The organism is Streptomyces sp. NPDC017520, assembly GCF_044329855.1.
In the GTDB taxonomy this organism is placed as follows: Bacteria; Actinomycetota; Actinomycetes; order Streptomycetales; family Streptomycetaceae; genus Streptomyces.
In genome coordinates, this window is the sequence record NZ_JBIRKB010000006.1 from 393,513 (window position 1) to 412,016 (window position 18,504).

An 18,504-nucleotide genomic window follows, 5' to 3' on the forward strand; every position below is an offset into this window, starting at 1 on the left:
TCCCCCGTCACAGCACGTAGGCGGCGGACACGCGGATGATGCGCGGGGACTCGACGGAACCGCCGCCGGACCACACGCGAAGGGTGACCGATCCGGACGGGCTGACGCGCACCACGCCGCCGCCGTATCCGTCGCACGCGGACCCCTCGACGTCGGCCGGCGGCGCGGGCCGCCAACCGGCGGGGATCGTCGCGAGAAGGGTGTCGTCGATGTTCCCCGCCGCGGTGGTGGTGATCTTCGCTCCGGTGCGGGTGACCTCCAGCGTCCAGGAGCACATCCCGTGCCTGCGCCGGGCGTGGAAGGAGACCAGGGCAAATCCGCTGGGGGCCGTCGCTCCGGCGGTGGTCGTCTGGACCGGCAGCTCCGGCGCCCGGTACGGGGCCCATGTGCTGCCGTTCCATCGCTCCAGAACGCCCGTGGTGTCCCGGTACTGCCCGACGTAGGCGCCGGCTGATTCCGGGTCGACGCCGGGCGCGATCCCACCCACCGCCACCGTGTAGCGGCGGCGGTCGACCAGGGCACTGCCCCAGTCGATGCCGCCCACCCCCGCAGACGTTCCGGCGGGCACGGTGACATCCCACAGGCGCGTACAGGCGGGTTCCAGGGTCGGCGGGACGGGCGTCGCGTTCGGTTCGCCCTGGACAACTTCGATCAGGGCGACGTTCTGCCCGTGGACGTCGAAGAGTTGGTCCAGGACGCGGACGACGACGGTGTCGATCCGGTCGTGCAGGGCGTCGCCGTCGATGAAGGACACGACGGCGGGGGCATCGAGGGCGATCGGGTACGCGCCCTGTGCGGTGGTGCCCTGGACCGTCGCGCGCCCGATGCCGATCTGTAGTGCCATCGCTCCGGCCCCGGACGCGGCGAACGGGTCGCCGCCGGGAATCACGCCGGGGCGGGTGGCGAGTTCACCGGTCGGCGTCATCGTGCCGACCGGTGAGAGGCGGGTGTCCTCGCGGGTCTGGCCGGGCTCAAGGCCACCGGGGAGAAGCCAGGCAGAGCGCACAGGCATGAAGGGTCCTTACCAGTAGGCCGGCCGGTACCGCACCAGGACGGTTCCAGCAGGGTCGGAGTCCGGGGCAGCCCGGAATGTGAGATCGGTAGTGCCCGGGGCCAGCGCGAACGTTTCCTCGGGCACCGACCGTGAGGTCGCGGTGTACAGGCGCGACGCGGTCCCGTTGAGCGTCACCGTGCCCGCGCGGGTGTCCACGGTCAGGACGTCACCGGCCGCGAGGGGGAGGTCGTATTCGAGGACGTCCCCGGTGCGCAGGTTGGTGAGCGAGGGGCGCAGCACGGGCCCCCGGAACTCGACCAAAGGATGCGTGGACGCGTTGCCGGTGTTGGTGGCGGACATGCCGCCGGCTGAACCGACCGCGCCGAAGTCGAGCGGCCAGTCGGCGCGTTCGGGGCCGGGGTCGGTCTGCCAGTCGAGCCCTGGTTCGGGTGTGGGAAGGGACGCCGTCGCCGTGCGTTCCAGGAGGCCGTACCGGCGGGGGTCGGTGGCCTCCCACTCGACCGCGCCGCCCAGCAGCGTTCCGACGCGGTACCCGACGTCGACCGGCAGCATGCGACGCAGGCACCGTGCCCAGACCAGGCGCGGGCCCCGCTCATCCGTCCACACGGCGAGGGGCAGCTCGACGTCGACGGGTACCGTCGCGGTCTCCAACTCCTCGACTACCGCGCCGATATGAGCGCGTGGCGCTCGCACCATCAGCCCGTCGAGGCCGATGGTGCGGGACTGCGCGAGGAGCTGCCCGGGGTAGGCCCCGTGCGATCCCGCGCGCGGGACCGTGCCGGAGTCGAGCGCGGGCAGGTCGCCCCACCCGGTCAGCCGCTTGTACGTGTACGGGGTGCCCAGGCCGATAAGGAGATCGCCGTACTGGATCTGTCCGACCGACGTCAGGCGGTCGCCTGCCTCTCCCTTCACGTCAACCCCTCCCCTTGGACAGCCAGTCGAGGGCCCGCGCGTTGTCATCCGGCGAGCCGTTTTCGGCGGCGTGCCAGTGCTCGACGTGCACCGTCGCGCCCCCGGCGGAGGCCGGGGCGAACGGCGAGCCGAAGCCGCCGGCGCCCGCGCCCGCGTTGGCGGGCGCGAAGGACGGGACGGACGGCGTGGGAACCAGGTTGCGCATGGTGCGGACGACCGCGCCCGCGCCGCCCTTGATGCCCTCGACGACGCCGGCGGGAATCCACCGGCCGACCGCACGAGCCATCAACTTGGACGGCGACGAGATCCCCAACGCCTTGGCGATGGGGCCCGGGATGCTGTTCTTGGCGAAACTGATCAGTTGCGACTTGAGCCAGCCGCCCATGCCCTTGATGCCGTTCCACAGGCCGCGCACGACGTCGCGGCCCTTGCCGACGAGCAGTGAGCCAAGAGACCCGATCGCCGAGGAGATCCGCCCGGGCAGACCGCGCATCCACGCGATGGCCTCGCCCGCCTTGCTGACCACGGCGGCCTTGAAGGACCCCAGGGCGGAGCGTGCGCGTGCGGCAAGCTGTCCGGCGAGCGGCGCCAGGGCGGCGTACGCGAATCCGGGCAGGCGCTTGATCCAGTCGACGGCGAGGCGGATACCCCGGCCGACCATTTCGGCGATCATGTCGGCGGCCTTGCCGATCAGTTTCGCGGCGCTCTGCACGGCTGTTTTGGCGAGCTGCCACGCCTTGTCGAAGTCACCCTGCAACAGGGCGACCAGGGCTTGCAGGATCGGCAGGACGACGGACGTGATCACCTGAGCGAGACCAGCGGCCATGACCTGAGAGAGCTTGCCGAGCAGCCCGATTAGGGGAATCAAGATCGGCATGAGCGCGTCGAGTGCGGACATGAGCAGCTCGCCGATGACTGGCACCAGCGGGGCCAGCGCTTCCGCGACCTGCGCGAACGCGCCGCCGAGCGTGACGAGAAGCGGCTGAACGGCGGCCAGCAGCTTGGTCAGGACGGGCAGAACCGCCCCGATCAATTGCCCCAGTATGGGCAGTATGGGCGAAACGCCCTCCAGGACCAGGCCGAACGTTTCCGCAACGATGGCCAGCAGCGGGCCCAGCTCGCCGACGATCGGCAACAGGGCCTTGCCCAGCGCTCCGATGAACGTCTGGAGCGGCGGACCGAGCGCGGCGAGCGCGGGGCCCAGCGCACCAGCCAGGCCCTTGACGACCGGTACCAGCGCCTTGGCGACAGCGGCCAGGACGGGCCCGCCGACTTCGGCCAGCGTTCCGATCAGTTCACCCAGCGCGGGCAGGATCTCGCCCACCGCGCCGAACAGTGCGCCCAGCCCCTCAGCGGCACCATCGGCCCCGCCCGAAACGCCCTCGAAGAAGCCGCCCAGCCCTTCGCCGAGCGCACCGAGTCCGCCCGACAGGGCGTCGATCACGGGGCCCGCGGCCTCGACCGCGGTCACCAGCCCGGGCAGGGCACCCTTGGCCAGGTCCCCGATGCCCTCGACCAGCGGCTCGACCAGCGGAGCGACGCCCTCGAAAAGCTGCCCTATCTGCGGGGCGAGGTCGTCAAAGATCCCCTTGAGCTGTCCGGCCGCGTCGACGAACGGCTCGACCAACGGCTCGGCGAGGTCCGCCATTTCCCCCTTGACGTGATCGCCAAGGTCGGAAAAAGCGCTCTTGACCTGCGCGTTTTCGGCAAGAACCTTTGCACCGAGACCGATTACGGCCAACGGAACCGCAGCCAGGGAACCGGCCGCGATCAGCGACGCCCCCGACAGGGCGAGAGTCGACGTCTTCGCCGCGCCGAGCAGCCCCCCGACACCGGAGAGACTACGTTCGGCCTTCTCCGCGCCCCCGCCGATCCCGTCGCCGAGCGCCCCGCCCATCTCCGCGCCGGCCGCGATGAACCGGCCGCGCATGTCGCGCAACCGGCCGTCGGCGTCCCGCTGGAAACCCTCCATCGCGGCCCCGGCGCGGGCGACCCCCTCATCGGCCCCGGACGCGTCCAGGTCGATGTAGCCCACCAGCTCGCCGATGGTGAGGGTGGCCATAAGTCACCCCCAGCCCGGCGCCGGTCAGGCGCCCGCTATTCAGTTGTCGTGGTGCTGCTCACCCGCTGGTGAGTCGTGCGATTTCATCGGGGTCCGACACAACGCGCGGCGTTGCTCGCCACACGCGGGCGAACCGGGACTCGGCAGATAGGCCACCGAGACAGACCAGGAATTCGCGCACGCTGAGCTGTGCGACGTCGGCGGCGGTCAGCTGGTACTCGCGGCGTAGGTCGGCCTCGACCACAGCCCAGTGGCGGACTACCGCCGGCCAGAGTTCGGACGCTGCCCCTTCCCCTTCCCCTTTCCCTTGCCCTGCGGGCGGGCCTTCGGCCTCGCCGTCTCCGCCGGCCGTAGGGCTTTTCCCGCCTTCTTGGCCTCGCGACGGTCGTACTCGGCGGCGGCCTGCTCCATGGACATGGCGCCCGCGCGGGCGACATTGGCTGTCGACCACATGAGGACAATGCCGAGCTGGCGGTCGTCCATGCCGTTCTCGGTCCAGTGGTTGACGGCGTCGGGGCCGAACAGGGCGGCGAGCATCCGCGCCACATCGTCCGGGTTCGCACTGTGCTGGACCCGGTGGAGCTGGAGCACGTACAGGGTGGGCAGGGTCGGCGGCAGGGTGTACGTGCGGCCGAACAGGCGCAGCGTCAACCCGCGGGGCGGGGCCGCCTGTTCGGCGAAGAACTGGTCGAAGTCGGCGGCGTCGAGGTCGGCGGCGTCGAGCGCCTGGTCGTCGTCGAGGTCCTGGTCGTGCTGCTCGATCATGCTCATCCCTCCGCCGGGGGTGTGACGTCCTCGGTCGTCGGGAGTCCGCACCGGGTGAAGGTCGCACCCCACGACGTCTTGGCGTTGTGCTCGCCGCCCTGCTCGCCGGGCGTGACGGTGGCTTCCCACACGGTCCATCGGGTCTGCGACTTGTGGCGGTAGCGCACCCGGTTGCGGGACTCGCTGCCCAGGCGGTACGTCCAGACGTCGTCGATGTACTCCTGTCCGGGGTCGCGAACGGTGGCGGTCTGCGACCACAGGCCGGTGACTTCCAGCGTCGCGCCGCGCTGCATGACGTCCTGCTCGTACGCGCCCTCAGAGTCGTTGGTCGTGGTGTCGGCCGTCTCCTCGTTCTCCGACGGGCTGTACGACCAACTGTTGACGTTGCCTATGCGGTGCCATACGGGCGTGGCCGGGGTCGTGATGTCCTCGACCTCGAACCACCACCCGCGGGCGTCAATGGGGCGTCCCATGGGGGCCTCCTATTCGGTGCGGTGAGTGCTGGGGGACGACACGTCGAGGTCGAAATTCACGACGTGCTCGTGGCGGCCTTGGGTATCTGCGCCCATCGGTCCGGGGGTGCCGCGGGCGGCGGCGAGGATGAGCCACGTCCCGTCGGGGAGTTCGACCCCGGCAAGGCCGTGCAGGGCGCTGTACAGCGCCCACGCGCGGTCGCGTGAGGTTCGGGGGTCCGGGCCCCCGCGAACGCGCAACTGGAGCCGTACGGTGTCGTAGGCGTTGCGGGCGTCGGGGGTGCCGCCGTCGTACAGCGACAGGCATACGGCGGCGTCCGGGGTCGCGGGCATGCGCTCAACGAACGTGTCGCCGGTCTTCCCGGCGGGGTCGTAGTCGAGCAGGTCGAGGCCGTCGAGGTACCGGGCGGCGCCGTCGGTGACGTCAGCCACGAAGCGACCTCCGTACGGCGGCGGCGACGATCTCGGCGACGACGGGGGCCTCGGTGGTCAGGGGCTTTTCGAGGTACTTTGCCGATCTGCCGGCGTCGTGCCGATAGGTCATCTCCTCGTGTTGCCTGATCGCGTACGGGGTGTCGTAGCTGACGGCGGCCGTCAGGGACGACTCGTCGACGGTCGCCACGCCGGACCGTTCGAGGGTGGCCTCTTCAATGGGGACGATCCGTCGGGACTCGGCGAGCACGTGCTCGCCGGCGAGGCGTAGGCCGCGGGCGGCGCCGCTCTTGGTGCCGCGGAGTACGGCGGCCCCGTTGAAGCGGAGTCGGGTTCGCTGCGTCACTCGCACATCACCTCCGTGGACTGCGGCACCGGTAGGCCGGGCGCGGTGTGGTTGGCGACGCTGAGCGCCTTCGTGATCCGGCCCGACGGGAGGGTGAGGAGGGACTCGGCCGGACAGTCGAGGTCGGGCTCGGTGATGACCTGAGCGGTCGACGTGACCTCGACGCCCTCGCGGTTGCGGGTGAGCTTGGTTGCCTCGGCGACCAGGGCGCGCACCTCGACCGGGGGCCGGTAGGTCGGGCCGTACGCGCTGTCGCCGTCGTACGGCTCGACGGTGACGCGGTGCCGGAGCAGGTACCGGGGGACTCTCAGAAGATCACCCCCGGAAGCAGGCCAGCCAGCATGAGGGCGCGGTGTGCGCGGGGGGCGAGGTCGACGTCGCCCGGTGCCCGTGGGCTGTCGCGGCGGTCGCCGAGAGATACGGACCCGATTGAGACGCTGCCCCACCTGCCGGCGGCGCCGGTCCCGTCGTCGCCCGTGGCGACCTGGTACTCGACCTGAGCGCACGTCGCGTCGACGAGGGCCTGCACGACGTGCGGCTCGGTCGGCATACCGGCGGCGTTCGTGCAGTAGAGCGCGCACAGCAGGGCGGCGTCGATGTCCGACGACGCGCGGGCGAGAAGACGCTCGGCGTCGGCCGGGGCCGGTTCCCCGGTCCACGCGGCCAGTTGCTCGGGCGTCGCGTAGATCCGGGGCACCGGCTTACTCCTTCGGCGTCTCGGTCTTCGCCGCGGGCTTCCGCTTCGGCGTCACCTCGTAGCCGTGCCGGCGGGCGTAGGCGATCAGGGCTTCGTCGTCGGTCTCGGCGCGGCCGTCGACGAACGTCAGCCCGCCCACGCCGGGCCCGCTGAACCCCTTCACAGGGGTGTGAATCACCGCCATGGGTCAGCCCACCTTGACGTTGCGGAAGACGGACGCGGCCTTGGTGCTCTTGAGCGCGACGCCCACGGGTCCGAGTTCGACCTCGCCGAACTTGACGGCGCCCGGCGACGTGAAATCGGGGAGCCACTGCCGGACAATGGTTCCGCCGATGCAGGCCACGCCGAAGAAGCCATCCAGACCGACGCGGTAGGCGTAGAGGTCGGTAAGGCCGGTCACGTCGGCCTGTGCGCCGACGGTGCGGGTCTCGACCGGGATGATCGGGTCGTTCGTTCCCGCCTTGTCGCCCGGGTCGGCGAACATGATGTCGCCGTACTGCTCGCGAACGATCGGGCGGCCACCCGGACCGAGCAGGCCGTCGATGGGGTTCTTGGTGTACATGCCTGCGCGGCGCGCGGCGGCGCGCACGCGGGCAAGCGTCCTCTTGTTGCCGAGAATGATCGTCGGCGCGCCATCGAGCAGGCTCAGCCACTCGTCGATCGCGTCGAGCGCCTTGTGTTCGGCCCGCGCGGCGTCGTCGAAGTTCGACCAGTCGGTGACGACGTCGGCGCGAAACTCCGTGCTCGATCCGGCGAGGGCCTTGTCGAGGCCGTCGAACCCGTCGACGTCGACGGCCGTGTCACCGTTGATGACGGTGTCCTGGAACTGGGTGCGGGTGGCCTTGATCTTTTGGGTCATGTTGAGCGTGACGGCCCCGGACGCGTTCGGGCCGATCCGCGAAACGACGCGGTCGACGCGGAAGCTACCGCCCATGACGGCGAGGTCGACCGTGTACCGCTGGGTCTGGACCTCGCTCGCGGTGTACTCCGAGTTGATCGCGCGGAATCCGGCGGTCGGCTGGGTGATCAGCCGCCGGTATCCGTACGTGAGGGTGTCGCCCCCATCGGCCGGATTGACGACGTCGTGAAACGTCAGGCTGTCGAGAATCGCGCTCTCCTTGCGGAACTCGTCGATCACGGCGACGTCGATGTCGTCCTGTGCGTTGTTCTTCGCCTCGGCGAGAGTGACGGGCATTGCGGTACTCCTCGGGTCAGGTGTTCAGGCGGGCGGCGATGGCGTCGTGCAGCGATCCGGGCTTGCGCTCGGGCGGGGTGGCGTTACCGAAGTCGGCGCCCCCGCGGACCGGACCGACGGGCGCGGCAAGGTGCGGCTGCGCCTGGACGGCGGCCGTAATCGCTGCGGCAACGGCCGTTGCGTCGTTGGTGTCGACGGCGGCAAGGGCGGTCATGGCGGACTGCGAGTCGAGCAGGGCCGCCGCGCTGGCTCCGGCGGTCGGCGCGGTGCGCAGTACGGCGGCATGGATGGCGGCGGTCCGCGCCTGCTCCTGCGCCTGGCCGAGCTGGTCGCGCGCCCACTTCGGGAGCTTGGACAGGTCGCCCTCGGCGGCTGGCGGCTCGGGAGCGGCCGGGGGCGGCTGCGGCGGTTCGGCCGGGGCCTGCTCCTTCGCCTCCTTGATCATGTTCTGTGCCCACTCGGGGAGGGTGGACACGTCGCCGTCGACGGGGGCCGGGGGGTTCTGCGGCGGGTCGGTGGGGGCCGGGGGGTTGTCCTGCGGCGGGCCGGTGGGGGCCGGCGGGTTCGCGGGGTCGGCGGCCGGGGTCGGGGCCGGGTTGTCGGGCACGGGCGGGCTCCTTGCGGGGGTGGTTCGGGCATGGAAAAAGGGGGCCCGCGGCTGGCGGGCCCCCTTCGGGGTGGTGCTGTGCTGGGTGGTCAGTCGGTGGGTTCGTCGTCCTGGTCGACGACGGGTCGCCGCTCGGCGTATCCGCGTATCCACGCGGTACGGAGCGTCGACGTGATCGGGTACGGGCACACGGTCGGCGGGTCTCCTCGGGTGCCTGCCTCACGGCCGGCGACGACGGCCCGGATGATGTCTCCGCGCACGCGGCTCCCCTATCGCTTGTTCTGCTGCTCGGCCTCGTTCAGGCGGGCCCCGGCGGCCCATCGCTGGGTCTGCCCGGTCACCTGCGTAATGAACTCTGCCTGAGTCAGGCGGCCGTGTTCGGCCCACCACTCTTTCAGCTCGTCACTGGCGCGCGCGTACGCAATGCGCGAGGGGCCAGAGAACAGGGAGAGGGGGGAGTGTCCGGCAGTCTCGGCCTTCTTGTTGAGCAGGTATCCGCGGCACGCTTCCTCGGCGGCGAGGTACTGCCGGTATACGTACTCGTCGTACAGGGCCCGGGCCTCGCGGCGCGTGATCGTGCGCCGTTCGTCGGGCTCGTCCTCGGTGCCCTCCTGCGCGGCCTCGGCGGCGGCCAGGGCGGCGGCCTCGGTGGCGAACTCGTCGTCGGCGGCGAGGGCCCCCCACACAACCGCGTCGGGTACCGCTCCCATCGCGTCGGCGACGGTGTCCCGGTCGGCGAGCATGTCGGCCACTGCGTCGCCCGTGTCGGCCGGCGCGGTGAGCGGGGCTGCTGCGGCGTCACGGCGGTCGAACTCGTCGGCTACCCGCAGGAGTTCGGCGTCGGTGGCGTACTGCATGAGCCACGCGAGGGTGTCGTCGCCGGCTTCGGACAGGTCGTCGACCAGGCGCCCGCCGGGAAACCATCGGCCGAGCAGGTCGCGGCGGTGCGCTTCGGCGGCGAGCTGGTCGACGTCGTCGAGGCCGTGCTCGATGGCGTGGCGGACGCGGGCGGCGAGGTCGTCGTCGGACAGACCGACCAGATCCGGGCGGACGCCCGGGAGGCGGGCGGCGACGTCGCGGCGGTCCAGCTCGGCGGCGATCCGCAGGGCGTCGGCGTCGTCGACGTGGCCGACCAGGCGGCCGAGTTCGGTGTCGCTGAACTCGGCGAGGTCGGCGGCGAGGGTGCCTCCCGGTGCGGCGCGGTCGAGCAGGGTGTCGAGGTCGCGGCGGTCGGCCTCGGCCTCGACCCTGCGGCGGGCGCGGTCGTCGAGCAGGGTGGAGCGCATGGCGGCGGCGAGGTCGTCGTCGCTCATGGCGCGCACGCTGGCATCGTCGCCGGACCACACACGGGCGGCCTCGATCTGGTCAGGGGTCGGGTCGGGGTTCCGCCGGCGGGCCTCCTCGCGGTCCTTCGCGGGGCGCTGGGAGGGGTCAAGCTGCTCCCGGTGCCGCAACCTGCGCAAGTCGGGGTGGGCGGCAAGGTGGTCACGCATCACCCCTTGCCACTGCCTCACCTTGGCGGCGGCGGCCCGCTTCGCTACGGGCTCGATCGCGGCGGCCTGCTCGCGCTTCCAACGGCGTATGTGCCGCTCGATCGCACGCTGTCGCTGTCCGGCCTCGTACCCGGACGGGTCCGGGGTTGCGTCGTCCACGCGCGTCAGGCCGGGGGTGAACATGCTGACGCTGTGACGGCAGTTCGGGTGTTGCAGCCCGGCAACGCGGGCCTGGTCGAGCGATCCGGCGACCTCGACGCGCACCATCTCGCCGTCGCGGGTGGCGTGCTCGACCTCGACGACGCGCTCGCCGTCGCCCCCGATCGACAACACCTTGCGCTCCCACGGACGGCAGAGCGGGCATTCGCGCGGGGAGTCGGAGACGACGACCAGGTCGACGCCGTGCTCGGACAGGGTCCGCATGTGCGCTTCGGTCGCGGCCCGCGCGGTCGCGGTACGTACGGCCATCTCGGCGTACGACGGCAGCGACCAACGGCGGCCGGCGCGGTCGACGAACGCAACGATGCCCTTCTGGGCGAACCGCTTCATTGCGTCCTGTGCGGCCTGGCGGCGGGTGCCGGTACCAAGCAGGGGCGTGGCGGCCACGGACGCGATGACGGTGCGGAAGCCGTCGACGACGGCTCGCAGGATCGACCGGTGGGTCGCGGTGACGACGTCGACGGCTTCTTGTGCGAGTCGGTCGACGGCCTGCGCCTGCGGTAGGCGCTCGTCGACCAGGCGGCGGCCGTCGTCGTCGAGGGCACCCAGCTCGGCGACGGCCGACCGGTGCCCGACGGTGTACGCCTCGGCGACCGCGTCCCACACCTCAAGCTGCGTGGCGCGGGACAGCTCGTCGACGACGGCCTGTGCGGCGCGGCGTACCTGCTGGATCGCGGCGAGCTTGGCCTCGATCCACCCGGGCGCGTCGAGGTCCTGGGCGAGCTGGCGCGCGATGATGCCCAACAGCCTCTCCTCGGCGGCTGCGTAGGTGTCGCGTGTCGTCTCGGCCAGGGGCTCGACCATGCCCGGATGGATCGGCACGAATTCCCCCGTTCGCCTGCGCAGCCCGCCGGCCGATCACTACTGTGGTTCTCGTAGTCCCCGCGTGAGCGGGGGTGGCCCTGCGACTAGGTCTGTTGCTGGCCAAGTGGTACCTGTGCCCCGCGTGTGCGGGGGTGGCCCTGCGACTGGGTCCGGCGTCAGTCAAGTGGTACCCGCTTCCCCGCGTGAGCGGGGGCGGAAAGGGCCCCCGTTGCGGCGGGGGCCCTTTCACATGGGGTACGTACTACCGGGGTCGCCGGGGTCCGGGGCGCCGGTACCGGTCTCCCGAAGGATCGCGGCGGCCTCCGCTTTGACCTCGGTGTCGTCCCACTCCGGGTGAAGGATTTTGACCCGTGTCGCCGTGCTGACGGCCTGGGCGCGGTTGAGAAGTTCCAGGGTCGTTGCGGTATCCATGGGCGAATCGGCAACCCCGTCGGGGAACTCGACCCGCGGGCGCTCCGCGGGCGCTCCGCTGCCGAAGTGGACGGCGTCGAGTTCAAGCACGGCGACCAGGGCGTCGGCAAGGCCCTGTTTCCAGTGGCCGGCCTTTTTCCTTCGCGTGGTCGTGCTCTTGTCGTCGTCGCTGTCGACCTCGGTTGCGGTCCGGTTCCCTCCGCCGCCCTGGTCGAGGCCGAACGACCTGGCCGCGTATCCGGCGGACTGGGCGGCCTGCCTGGTCAGTGCCTCAGCCGTGCGCTGGTGCTCCTCGACCCTGATTGCGAATTGCGACAAGGTGATGCCGCCGTTCTCGGTGGGCGGCATGTTGAGCTGGGCGTATACCTCGGCGTCCTCGTCGAAACTCGCGCCGCGGCCGGGGCCGTTGCTGCGTAGGTACCCGTCGGGAACGATCAGGCGGGCGCGGGCGAGGCGAATGTCGCGCATCCAGCTGGTCCACGTCTCGTCGAGTCCGTCGAGCTGGTCATAGATCGGCGCGGCGTAGTCCGATCGGCCGATCGGCGACCCCCTGTGCAACCGGTTGGGGGTCATGTTCGGCACGTAGGCGCACGTGAGTCGCCGGATGCCGGTTGTCGTCGACTCGCCGTCCCGCTCGATACTGCCGACCAGGGCGGCCGTGTCGGGGTGCTCGGCGAGCGGGATACGGCGGCCGATGTTGTCGCCGCTTCCCTGGTAGAGCGCGTGGGCGATCCGGCCGGGCTCGTGCCGCTCGACGTGCCGGTACACAACCTGAGTCGTGCTGCCGGACAGCTCTCGCCAGAAGCTCGCCGCGGTGAGCATCCCGAAGCGAAATTCCGGGATCGCGTTGTCGGGCTGTACAGCGGTGAGGAGCGGCCGGTCGGTCAGGTCCCGGTCCCACGTCGCCCGGAGGTAGACCCCGGACAGGGCGGCGCACTGCTCGGCGGCCGACAAGAGCATCTGCTGTGTGTGGCCCTCGGCGAGCAGGGTGTCGAGGCGGGCCTGTGTCCGTGCGTCCTCGACGACGATGCGCGGCATGTCGGCGAACAGCATGTCGGCGGACGTCTGCGCGATGTCGCCTGCGAGGGGGACATGTAGGCGGGTGTCCTTGCCGGGGCGGTGCGCGGTGCTGCGGCGGGCCCACAGGCGGCGTCTCGGCGTCTTCTGATCGCGTCCGTAGATACGGGCGAGACGGCCCCGGTCACCGGAGTACCACGCGTCGTCGACGGTGATCCGGTCGTAGTACGCGGCCCACTCCGGGGGCGGCCACGGGGCGCCGTTCGCGGGCAGGCTCATGCGGTGATCACCCCCTCGGCCGGTATGCGCACAGTGGCGGTGAGGGCCTGGTCGCCGTGCTGGATGCGGCGGCCCTCGCGGTCGAGGACGTACAGGGCTGCGTGCATGCCGTCGTGCTGGTGCAGGGTGACCTTCTGCACGAGAGCGGGCGGCAGCCCAAGGGCCCGCAGGGCAGCGCGGCGCTGGTCGGTCGTGATGTGGGTCGGCAGGCTGGTCACGCGCCGGACACCTCCTGACGGGGCCGAGCGGTGAGCAGGTGGCGCCACTCGTGCGAGGTCGAGTGGATGGCGTACCGGATCGCGTCGCACGAGTGATCGTTGAGCTTCAAGGGGGCGTCCTCACCCCGTTCGGTCGCCTTGGGATCCCACGAATAGCCCGGGAGTTCGCCGAGTAGTCCGTCGCATGAGCGGTGTACGTACAGGCGGCCGGCGGCGAGCAGGGCGGCCATGGACCGGATGCCGTCGGCGACGGTGTTGTCGGCGCGGGCGAGGCCTGGGTGACCGTCCTGCCACATCTGGGTTGAAAAGCTCTTGGCCGACGGGTCGATGAACGTCCAATCGGGCTCGACGCTCATGTCGTCGAGCCAGGCTCGGACGGCGGTGCTGTACTGGGCGTCGGTCATGGACCGGTGGGCGGTGCGTGAGTCGAACCGCCACTCGGCGACCGCGTACAGCCGGTCGTCTACACCTAGGCCGAGCAGTACGGCGCTGAACGGGTTCGTCGTGCCGTAGTCGATGCCGAGCCAGTGGCGGCGCATAGCGGGTAGTTCGTCGACGACGTGCCGGTCCTCGTCCCACTCGCTGTAGATCGCCCCTTCGGCGACCACCCACGCCCCGTCGATCATCCGGCGACGCCACAGACCGACGTACTCGGCGGACAGGTTGGCGACGTACTCGGCCGACAACGACGGGTTGTCGGCCAGGCGGAAGTGCCACGCCCGCATGTCGAGTTCGCCGATGCGGTCGAGGTATCCGGCCTTAAGCCAGTGGCGCGGCGAGTCGGGGTTCGTCGTGGCATACAGGCGGGCGCCCGGGACGCTGAGCCTGGCGAGGAGCTGCGTCCAGAACCCTTCGGGCAGCAGCGTTGCTTCGTCGACGTAGGCGAGCTGGGCGGTAAGGCCACGTAGGCGGCCCTCGGCCCGTGCGTCGGCGGCCCCGATCAGGTGGACGGTGCGCCCAAGGATCGTGGCCGTGGTGGCGCCCCGGGTGTGCACGATGTGCCGTGCCAGGGGGCCGAACAGCGCGCGGTCCTGTAGGGGCTCCAGAACGTTGCGCTCAATCGTTTGCAGGCTGCGCCCGACCACGATGATCAGTCCGGACGGCCCGGCCGTGGCGACGGCGATCACGAACGCCAGCAACGACGCGATGGTCTTCCCGCTGCGAACGCTGCCGTGCCACAAGTTGATACGGGCGGTCGCCTGCCCGATCGACCGAAGTTGCTTACGGGAGAGGGGCAGACGGTCGAGGTCGAGCACAGGCTCACCCCCCGTCGTCGTCGTGGGCCTGGTCGTCGTTGGCGGCCTGCGTCAGGGCCTCGCCGAGTGCGCCCAACATCGAGCGCACCTCGTCGGCGTTGCCTCCGCCCTCGGCCGGGGCCAGGCGGAGCGAGGTACCGACGGCGGTCTGTACGGCGGCCACGATGACGCGCTGGTCCGGGAAGCGGGGCTGCGGTAGGTCGACCTTCTGCCAGTGGCCCTCTTTGCCGGCGAACTCGCCGTGCACGGTGGGGGCCCACAGTTGGGCCCGGAGCTGTTCGGCGTCGCCCTGGAGGTCGAGGGCGAGGGCGGCGCGGCGCGCGGCAAGGTCGGCGGCGCGTACGCGGGTGGCGGTCTCGACCTGCTCGGCGCGGTCGAACGTCAAGGGCGGGTCGAACGATCCGGCGATCTTCGAGATTGTCGAGGAGGACCGTTTCAGCGTGCGGGCGATGGCGTTGCGGGACTTGCCCGCGGCGTGTAGTTCGCGAACGCTGCGGCGGTCGTCGTCGGTGATGGGGCGGGCCATGGCTCACCCCCGGGCGCGGTTAGGCGTGCTGCTCGACGCGGTGCCGTACGGCTTCGGCGCTGAGCTTCCATGCGTTCTGTACGGGGCGCGTCAGGGCCTCCCACGCGGGCAGCTCCTCGCCCTTGATGCTCCGGTTCTCGGTGGCCTGGGTGTACGCCTCGTAGGCGTCCTGGGCGAGGCGGTCGGTGTCGGGGCGGATCTTGAAAAGCACGGGTGCGGCTCCTCGGCGGTGGGCGGAAATGCGAAACGCCCCGTCGCGGTGAGCGGCGGGGCGTTCGTTCCTCTTGCGCGCGTGTACGGAGACGTTGGTCGGCGGGTGCTGCCGTAACCGGTAGCTGACGACCATCCGTTTCCGGGCACGCCGGGGACGGCCCGATTAGATCACAGAATGGTCACGGCGGGCAACGGGCTACCGCTGGGGCGGCTGCTGACCCCATCCGCCGTGCTGCTGCGGCGGGGCCTGCCCGTACGGCGGCGGCTGCTGCCCGTACTGCTGGGGCGGCGACGCCGGTACGCGCGTGACGGTCTTCCGCCCCATCGCCGTAGCGATCGGCCACCCCGTGATTGCCCACAGACCACACGTCAAGACGCTGAGCACCACGTGTAGGCCGTGGTTCGCCCCACGCTTCTCGACGATCCGTTGCGTCCTGACCATGGCTGCTCCTCGTGTGGGTGGGGTGTGCGAGGTGTGACGATCACGTGCGGCCGATGGTTGTACGGGGGCGGCCGGTACGTCCGCGCGCGGGAGCGGTACCGACCGGTCGTACCGCCGCGCCCCGCCGTGTCGTGCAGCGGGGCGCGGGCGGTCATACAGCTGTCATACCTGCTGGTCGGCGGCCTGCGGGGTGTCCTGTCGCTGGACCTGTACCCGCATGTTCAGCGGCACGGTTCCGGCGGGAACGGCGCCGGCCGACCATGCGGATTCCAGCCCGTGAGCCAGAAAGCGGACGGCGAGTCGTACGGCGTCCGACTGGTTCATGCCGGTGCGCATGACCGTGGCGAGCGCGGCGTCGAAATCCGGGTTGCGGGGGACGGAAACGGGGCTGGGGCGGCGGGTACGCTTCTCGGTAGCCATCGGGTCGGGGTCGCTCCTGTTCGGTGGTCAGGGCCCGCCCCGGTCTGTGAGGGACCGGGCGGGCCCGCGTGCGTGTACGGGCCTACTGGGGGTCGCGCTCGACCGTGTGCACGATGTCGCCGTCGGGGCCTCCCTTGTCCTTCCACAGGAAGATGCGGGCGCGCGTGCGGGCGCCGCTCTCGTCGATCAGGCGGTTGGCCTCGTTTGGCAGATTGTTGGGGTCGAGTTCTTCCTCGCCGACCTCGCGGTTGGTCCATTCGCCGTCGGCGCCCACCTCGTCGACGCGGAACATGTAGCGGACCAGCGGCGCGGCGGCGGCGCGCTCCTTCTCCTGCCGGATGAACTGGGCAATTCTGCTCGACGTGTACCCGGTGGCTCGGGCGATCTCGTCGGGGCTCGTGCCTCCCTGGCGGGCGACGTACGCAATCCGCGGCATGGCCTCATTGATCGCGGTCCACGCGCCCCGCATGATCCGTACGTCGGACAGGGTGAGCGTGTCGGCAATCTCCTCGATCAGGTCGTCGTACTGCTGGTCGTCGGCCTTGGGGCGCATGGCGCTGCGGTGGTCGCGGGCGAGGTCGACCAGGGCGGCGCGGCTGAGCGGGTCGCGGTCGTCCTCGTCCGGGTCGCCCCCGGCCGCGATGATCTCGGCGCGGCGTTCCTCCTCGAACTCGGCGAACGCGTCGAGGACATGGGCCATGAGTCGGCCGGTGGGGTTTCCGACGGGCACGCCTCGCGCGTTGAGATCGTCGGCGATCCGTCCCCATCGTCCGTCCGGGTCCGCGAGCGGGATACTGCGGGCGGCGGCCGTTCCCTCGACGGCGGCCTGTTGGCCGGCGGGGTGCGCGGGTGCGCCTGTTGTGTCCTTGCGCTGGTAGATGGCGCGGCGGATGTCGCCCGGGGTCCAGGGGCGGTTGTGCCCGGTGGTCCATGTCGTCACGTCGTCGCTCTGTGTGGCACGTTCGGCGGTGTAGTCGTCGAGGAACTGAACCGTCGAGAGCAGCATGTCCCGTTGTAGGGGCGGGCGGGTGTCGGAGGGCTGCTCGTCGAGGCGCCGCATGATGTAGGCGCGGAGTTCGGCGACGGTGGGTCCGGTGGGGTCCACGGGGTGTCTCCTGTCGGTGGGTACGGGGCCCGCCCCGGGGCGGGGCGGGCCGGTCGGGTTGCTAAGGGCGGAACAAGGCGCCCTGCTCGGTGTCCTGCTCGATGCTGAACAGGGCCTCGCCGTGCGGCTGCTCGCCGATCCATTCGCCCTGCCACGTGCCGTCGCTGGCGTCGGCCTCAGTAATCAACTGGGCGGCGTACAGGGCTTCGGCTTCCTCGACGGTCTCGACGGCGGCCTCGACCTGCTCGGCGTGCTCGACGGCGTCGACGGCGCGGGCGGTGCGGTCGAACTTGTCGGTCTCCGCGTCGGTGGCGCGGTCGATGTCGAGCAGGGCGGCGACGGCCGGAAACTCGCGGGCGATGTACCGGTCGACGGACAGGTTGGCGGCGTCGGCGAGGGCCTGCTCGCGCTCGGCGGCGGTGGCACGGCGGATGAGCACGGGGTCGGCGGCGGGGATCGGGTCGCACATGTCCCACGGGGTGTCGACGGCCAGCGTGACCACGGGGCCGGGGTGGTCGGCGAAGACGGCGCACGCCTGGCAGTGCGCGCCGCCGCGGTAGGAGGTGGGGGCGGCGCGGTACGGCTCGGCGTGGGCGAGGACGGTGTCGACCGTGGCGGCCTTGACGGTGGTCCCGTCGGGGTAGCAACCGAGGACGGTGTCGCCTGCGGTGACCTGATCGGCGCGGACGATCATCGGTGCGGGGGCGGCCTGCTCGACTGCGGCATCGACCTCGCCGTCGGCGGCCATGGTCTGCTCGGCCCGCTGTTCGGGCGTCAGCTCAGAGACGTTCAGGCGGCGGCGGCTGAATCCCTTGTGCTTGCGGATCACGGCGCGGACCTCGGGCAGGGCCTCGGCGCGCGGGGTCATCTCCTGCCACGTCTCGCCGTGGACGCGGACGATCTCCTCGCCCGTGGCCGGGTCCATGATCGTCCACCAGTCCGACGGCTCGTCGCGGACGGCGGCCGGGGCCTGCTCGGCGGCGGGCTGCTCGACAGTCTCGGCGAGGTCAACCGCGGCGGCGGCGAGCGGCGAGGCGTCGGCAAGGGCGCGGGCGTATGCGCGCTTCTCGGCGGCCTTAATGCACGGGGCGCACAGCAGGTTGTGACGCTCGTCGAGGCCGTCGGTGTACTCGGTGACCTCGCGCCCGCACAGGGTGTCGTCGTTGCCCGAGTAGTGGACGCGGCGGCCGGTGCCGACCAGGCAGTACCGGACGCCGGCGCGCACGGCGAGGCTCGGGCCGTTCAGGTCGCGGTCGGCGACGGTCTGCTCGGCAGCGACGCGGTCGCGCTGCTCGGCCTTGGTGCACGTGGCGCACACGCGCTTGGCGATGCCGGTGTTGGGCTCGGGCAGCAGGTCGCGCCCGCAGTAGCTGGTCTGGGTGCCGGGGCGCCGGTAGTGGCCGGTGTAACCGTAGGCGTGCGAGTAGGTATCCATGGGGCCGCTCCCTTGGTTGGTGGGTGCCGGGTGAGGTCCGGCGGTTCCTGTCGGGGTGAGGTCCCGTCAGGAGTTCCCAAGGTAGCGGTTGCAGCAGTCATTGCAGCAATCGTTACAGCAGTCGTTACGCAACCGTGACAA

General features: G+C 71.2%; 22 protein-coding genes. All 22 read right to left on the reverse strand.

The features are described from left to right. Positions 1 to 7: 7 nt before the first annotated feature. Positions 8 to 1,012: a hypothetical protein gene (locus tag ACH4KB_RS17565; RefSeq protein ID WP_398066818.1), complete on the reverse strand. Its 1,005-nt coding sequence runs from the start codon at positions 1,010 to 1,012 to the stop codon at positions 8 to 10. A gap of 9 nt (positions 1,013 to 1,021) precedes the next feature. Beyond that, on the reverse strand, positions 1,022 to 1,927 hold the full coding sequence (locus ACH4KB_RS17570; protein ID WP_398066819.1) for a phage distal tail protein: 906 nt from the start codon (positions 1,925 to 1,927) through the stop codon (positions 1,022 to 1,024). Position 1,928: 1 nt separating this feature from the next. Beyond that, positions 1,929 to 3,989, reverse strand: a complete 2,061-nt coding sequence (locus tag ACH4KB_RS17575) for a hypothetical protein (protein WP_398066820.1) — start codon at positions 3,987 to 3,989, stop codon at positions 1,929 to 1,931. A gap of 258 nt (positions 3,990 to 4,247) precedes the next feature. Continuing rightward, positions 4,248 to 4,754, reverse strand: a complete 507-nt coding sequence (locus ACH4KB_RS17580) for a hypothetical protein (RefSeq protein ID WP_398066821.1) — start codon at positions 4,752 to 4,754, stop codon at positions 4,248 to 4,250. A 2-nt stretch (positions 4,755 to 4,756) separates the two neighbouring features. Further along, positions 4,757 to 5,227: a phage tail tube protein gene (locus ACH4KB_RS17585; RefSeq protein WP_398066822.1), complete on the reverse strand. Its 471-nt coding sequence runs from the start codon at positions 5,225 to 5,227 to the stop codon at positions 4,757 to 4,759. A gap of 9 nt (positions 5,228 to 5,236) precedes the next feature. Continuing rightward, the gene (locus tag ACH4KB_RS17590; protein ID WP_398066823.1) at positions 5,237 to 5,659 is read right to left on the reverse strand and encodes a minor capsid protein; all 423 of its coding nucleotides are present in this window, start codon (positions 5,657 to 5,659) and stop codon (positions 5,237 to 5,239) included. Further along, positions 5,652 to 6,005, reverse strand: coding sequence for a hypothetical protein (locus tag ACH4KB_RS17595; RefSeq protein WP_398066824.1), 354 nt, complete (start codon positions 6,003 to 6,005; stop codon positions 5,652 to 5,654). Before ACH4KB_RS17595 ends, ACH4KB_RS17590 begins: the two co-directional genes overlap by 8 nt. Next, positions 6,002 to 6,220 (reverse strand): hypothetical protein, encoded by a 219-nt coding sequence (locus ACH4KB_RS17600; RefSeq protein ID WP_398066825.1) that lies wholly within the window; start codon positions 6,218 to 6,220, stop codon positions 6,002 to 6,004. Before ACH4KB_RS17600 ends, ACH4KB_RS17595 begins: the two co-directional genes overlap by 4 nt. A gap of 92 nt (positions 6,221 to 6,312) precedes the next feature. Next, positions 6,313 to 6,702, reverse strand: a complete 390-nt coding sequence (locus tag ACH4KB_RS17605; protein ID WP_398066826.1) for a hypothetical protein — start codon at positions 6,700 to 6,702, stop codon at positions 6,313 to 6,315. Between the two features lie 4 nt (positions 6,703 to 6,706). After that, positions 6,707 to 6,886, reverse strand: a complete 180-nt coding sequence (locus tag ACH4KB_RS17610) for a hypothetical protein (RefSeq protein ID WP_398066827.1) — start codon at positions 6,884 to 6,886, stop codon at positions 6,707 to 6,709. 3 nt (positions 6,887 to 6,889) lie between these two features. Beyond that, on the reverse strand, positions 6,890 to 7,897 hold the full coding sequence (locus tag ACH4KB_RS17615; RefSeq protein WP_398066828.1) for a major capsid protein: 1,008 nt from the start codon (positions 7,895 to 7,897) through the stop codon (positions 6,890 to 6,892). A gap of 16 nt (positions 7,898 to 7,913) precedes the next feature. Next, on the reverse strand, positions 7,914 to 8,504 hold the full coding sequence (locus tag ACH4KB_RS17620; RefSeq protein ID WP_398066829.1) for a hypothetical protein: 591 nt from the start codon (positions 8,502 to 8,504) through the stop codon (positions 7,914 to 7,916). 89 nt (positions 8,505 to 8,593) lie between these two features. Continuing rightward, positions 8,594 to 8,764 carry an Rmf/CrpP fold protein gene (locus ACH4KB_RS17625; RefSeq protein ID WP_398066830.1) on the reverse strand — a complete coding sequence of 57 codons (171 nt, stop codon included), beginning with the start codon at positions 8,762 to 8,764 and terminating at the stop codon, positions 8,594 to 8,596. A gap of 9 nt (positions 8,765 to 8,773) precedes the next feature. Beyond that, entirely contained in the window at positions 8,774 to 11,038 is a 2,265-nt protein-coding gene (locus tag ACH4KB_RS17630; protein ID WP_398066831.1) for a phage minor capsid protein, read from the reverse strand. Between the two features lie 228 nt (positions 11,039 to 11,266). Beyond that, complete coding sequence (locus ACH4KB_RS17635; RefSeq protein WP_398066832.1) at positions 11,267 to 12,748, reverse strand: phage portal protein; 1,482 nt, start codon at positions 12,746 to 12,748, stop codon at positions 11,267 to 11,269. Continuing rightward, positions 12,745 to 12,966 carry a hypothetical protein gene (locus ACH4KB_RS17640; protein WP_398066833.1) on the reverse strand — a complete coding sequence of 74 codons (222 nt, stop codon included), beginning with the start codon at positions 12,964 to 12,966 and terminating at the stop codon, positions 12,745 to 12,747. The genes ACH4KB_RS17635 and ACH4KB_RS17640 overlap by 4 nt, the downstream gene beginning before the upstream one ends. Next, complete coding sequence (locus tag ACH4KB_RS17645) at positions 12,963 to 14,222, reverse strand: PBSX family phage terminase large subunit (RefSeq protein ID WP_398066834.1); 1,260 nt, start codon at positions 14,220 to 14,222, stop codon at positions 12,963 to 12,965. The genes ACH4KB_RS17640 and ACH4KB_RS17645 overlap by 4 nt, the downstream gene beginning before the upstream one ends. A 4-nt stretch (positions 14,223 to 14,226) precedes the next feature. Next, complete coding sequence (locus ACH4KB_RS17650; protein ID WP_398066835.1) at positions 14,227 to 14,748, reverse strand: helix-turn-helix domain-containing protein; 522 nt, start codon at positions 14,746 to 14,748, stop codon at positions 14,227 to 14,229. A gap of 19 nt (positions 14,749 to 14,767) precedes the next feature. Beyond that, positions 14,768 to 14,959: a hypothetical protein gene (locus ACH4KB_RS17655; RefSeq protein ID WP_398066836.1), complete on the reverse strand. Its 192-nt coding sequence runs from the start codon at positions 14,957 to 14,959 to the stop codon at positions 14,768 to 14,770. A 606-nt stretch (positions 14,960 to 15,565) separates the two neighbouring features. After that, positions 15,566 to 15,823 (reverse strand): hypothetical protein, encoded by a 258-nt coding sequence (locus ACH4KB_RS17660; RefSeq protein ID WP_398066837.1) that lies wholly within the window; start codon positions 15,821 to 15,823, stop codon positions 15,566 to 15,568. 82 nt (positions 15,824 to 15,905) lie between these two features. Continuing rightward, on the reverse strand, positions 15,906 to 16,928 hold the full coding sequence (locus ACH4KB_RS17665) for a hypothetical protein (protein ID WP_398066838.1): 1,023 nt from the start codon (positions 16,926 to 16,928) through the stop codon (positions 15,906 to 15,908). 61 nt (positions 16,929 to 16,989) lie between these two features. Continuing rightward, positions 16,990 to 18,363 (reverse strand): hypothetical protein, encoded by a 1,374-nt coding sequence (locus ACH4KB_RS17670; RefSeq protein WP_398066839.1) that lies wholly within the window; start codon positions 18,361 to 18,363, stop codon positions 16,990 to 16,992. Between the last annotated feature and the right edge of the window lie 141 nt (positions 18,364 to 18,504).

Excerpts from the sequence above, each read along its gene's own strand:
- ACH4KB_RS17565 (WP_398066818.1), bottom strand. The coding sequence starts at position 1,012 with ATGCCTGTGCGCTCTGCCTGGCTTCTCCCCGGTGGCCTTGAGCCCGGC.
- ACH4KB_RS17575 (WP_398066820.1), bottom strand. The coding sequence starts at position 3,989 with ATGGCCACCCTCACCATCGGCGAGCTGGTGGGCTACATCGACCTGGAC.
- ACH4KB_RS17580 (WP_398066821.1), bottom strand. The coding sequence starts at position 4,754 with ATGATCGAGCAGCACGACCAGGACCTCGACGACGACCAGGCGCTCGAC.
- ACH4KB_RS17585 (WP_398066822.1), bottom strand. The coding sequence starts at position 5,227 with ATGGGACGCCCCATTGACGCCCGCGGGTGGTGGTTCGAGGTCGAGGAC.
- ACH4KB_RS17610 (WP_398066827.1), bottom strand. The coding sequence starts at position 6,886 with ATGGCGGTGATTCACACCCCTGTGAAGGGGTTCAGCGGGCCCGGCGTG.
- ACH4KB_RS17615 (WP_398066828.1), bottom strand. The coding sequence starts at position 7,897 with ATGCCCGTCACTCTCGCCGAGGCGAAGAACAACGCACAGGACGACATC.
- ACH4KB_RS17635 (WP_398066832.1), bottom strand. The coding sequence starts at position 12,748 with ATGAGCCTGCCCGCGAACGGCGCCCCGTGGCCGCCCCCGGAGTGGGCC.
- ACH4KB_RS17650 (WP_398066835.1), bottom strand. The coding sequence starts at position 14,748 with ATGGCCCGCCCCATCACCGACGACGACCGCCGCAGCGTTCGCGAACTA.
- ACH4KB_RS17660 (WP_398066837.1), bottom strand. The coding sequence starts at position 15,823 with ATGGCTACCGAGAAGCGTACCCGCCGCCCCAGCCCCGTTTCCGTCCCC.
- ACH4KB_RS17670 (WP_398066839.1), bottom strand. The coding sequence starts at position 18,363 with ATGGATACCTACTCGCACGCCTACGGTTACACCGGCCACTACCGGCGC.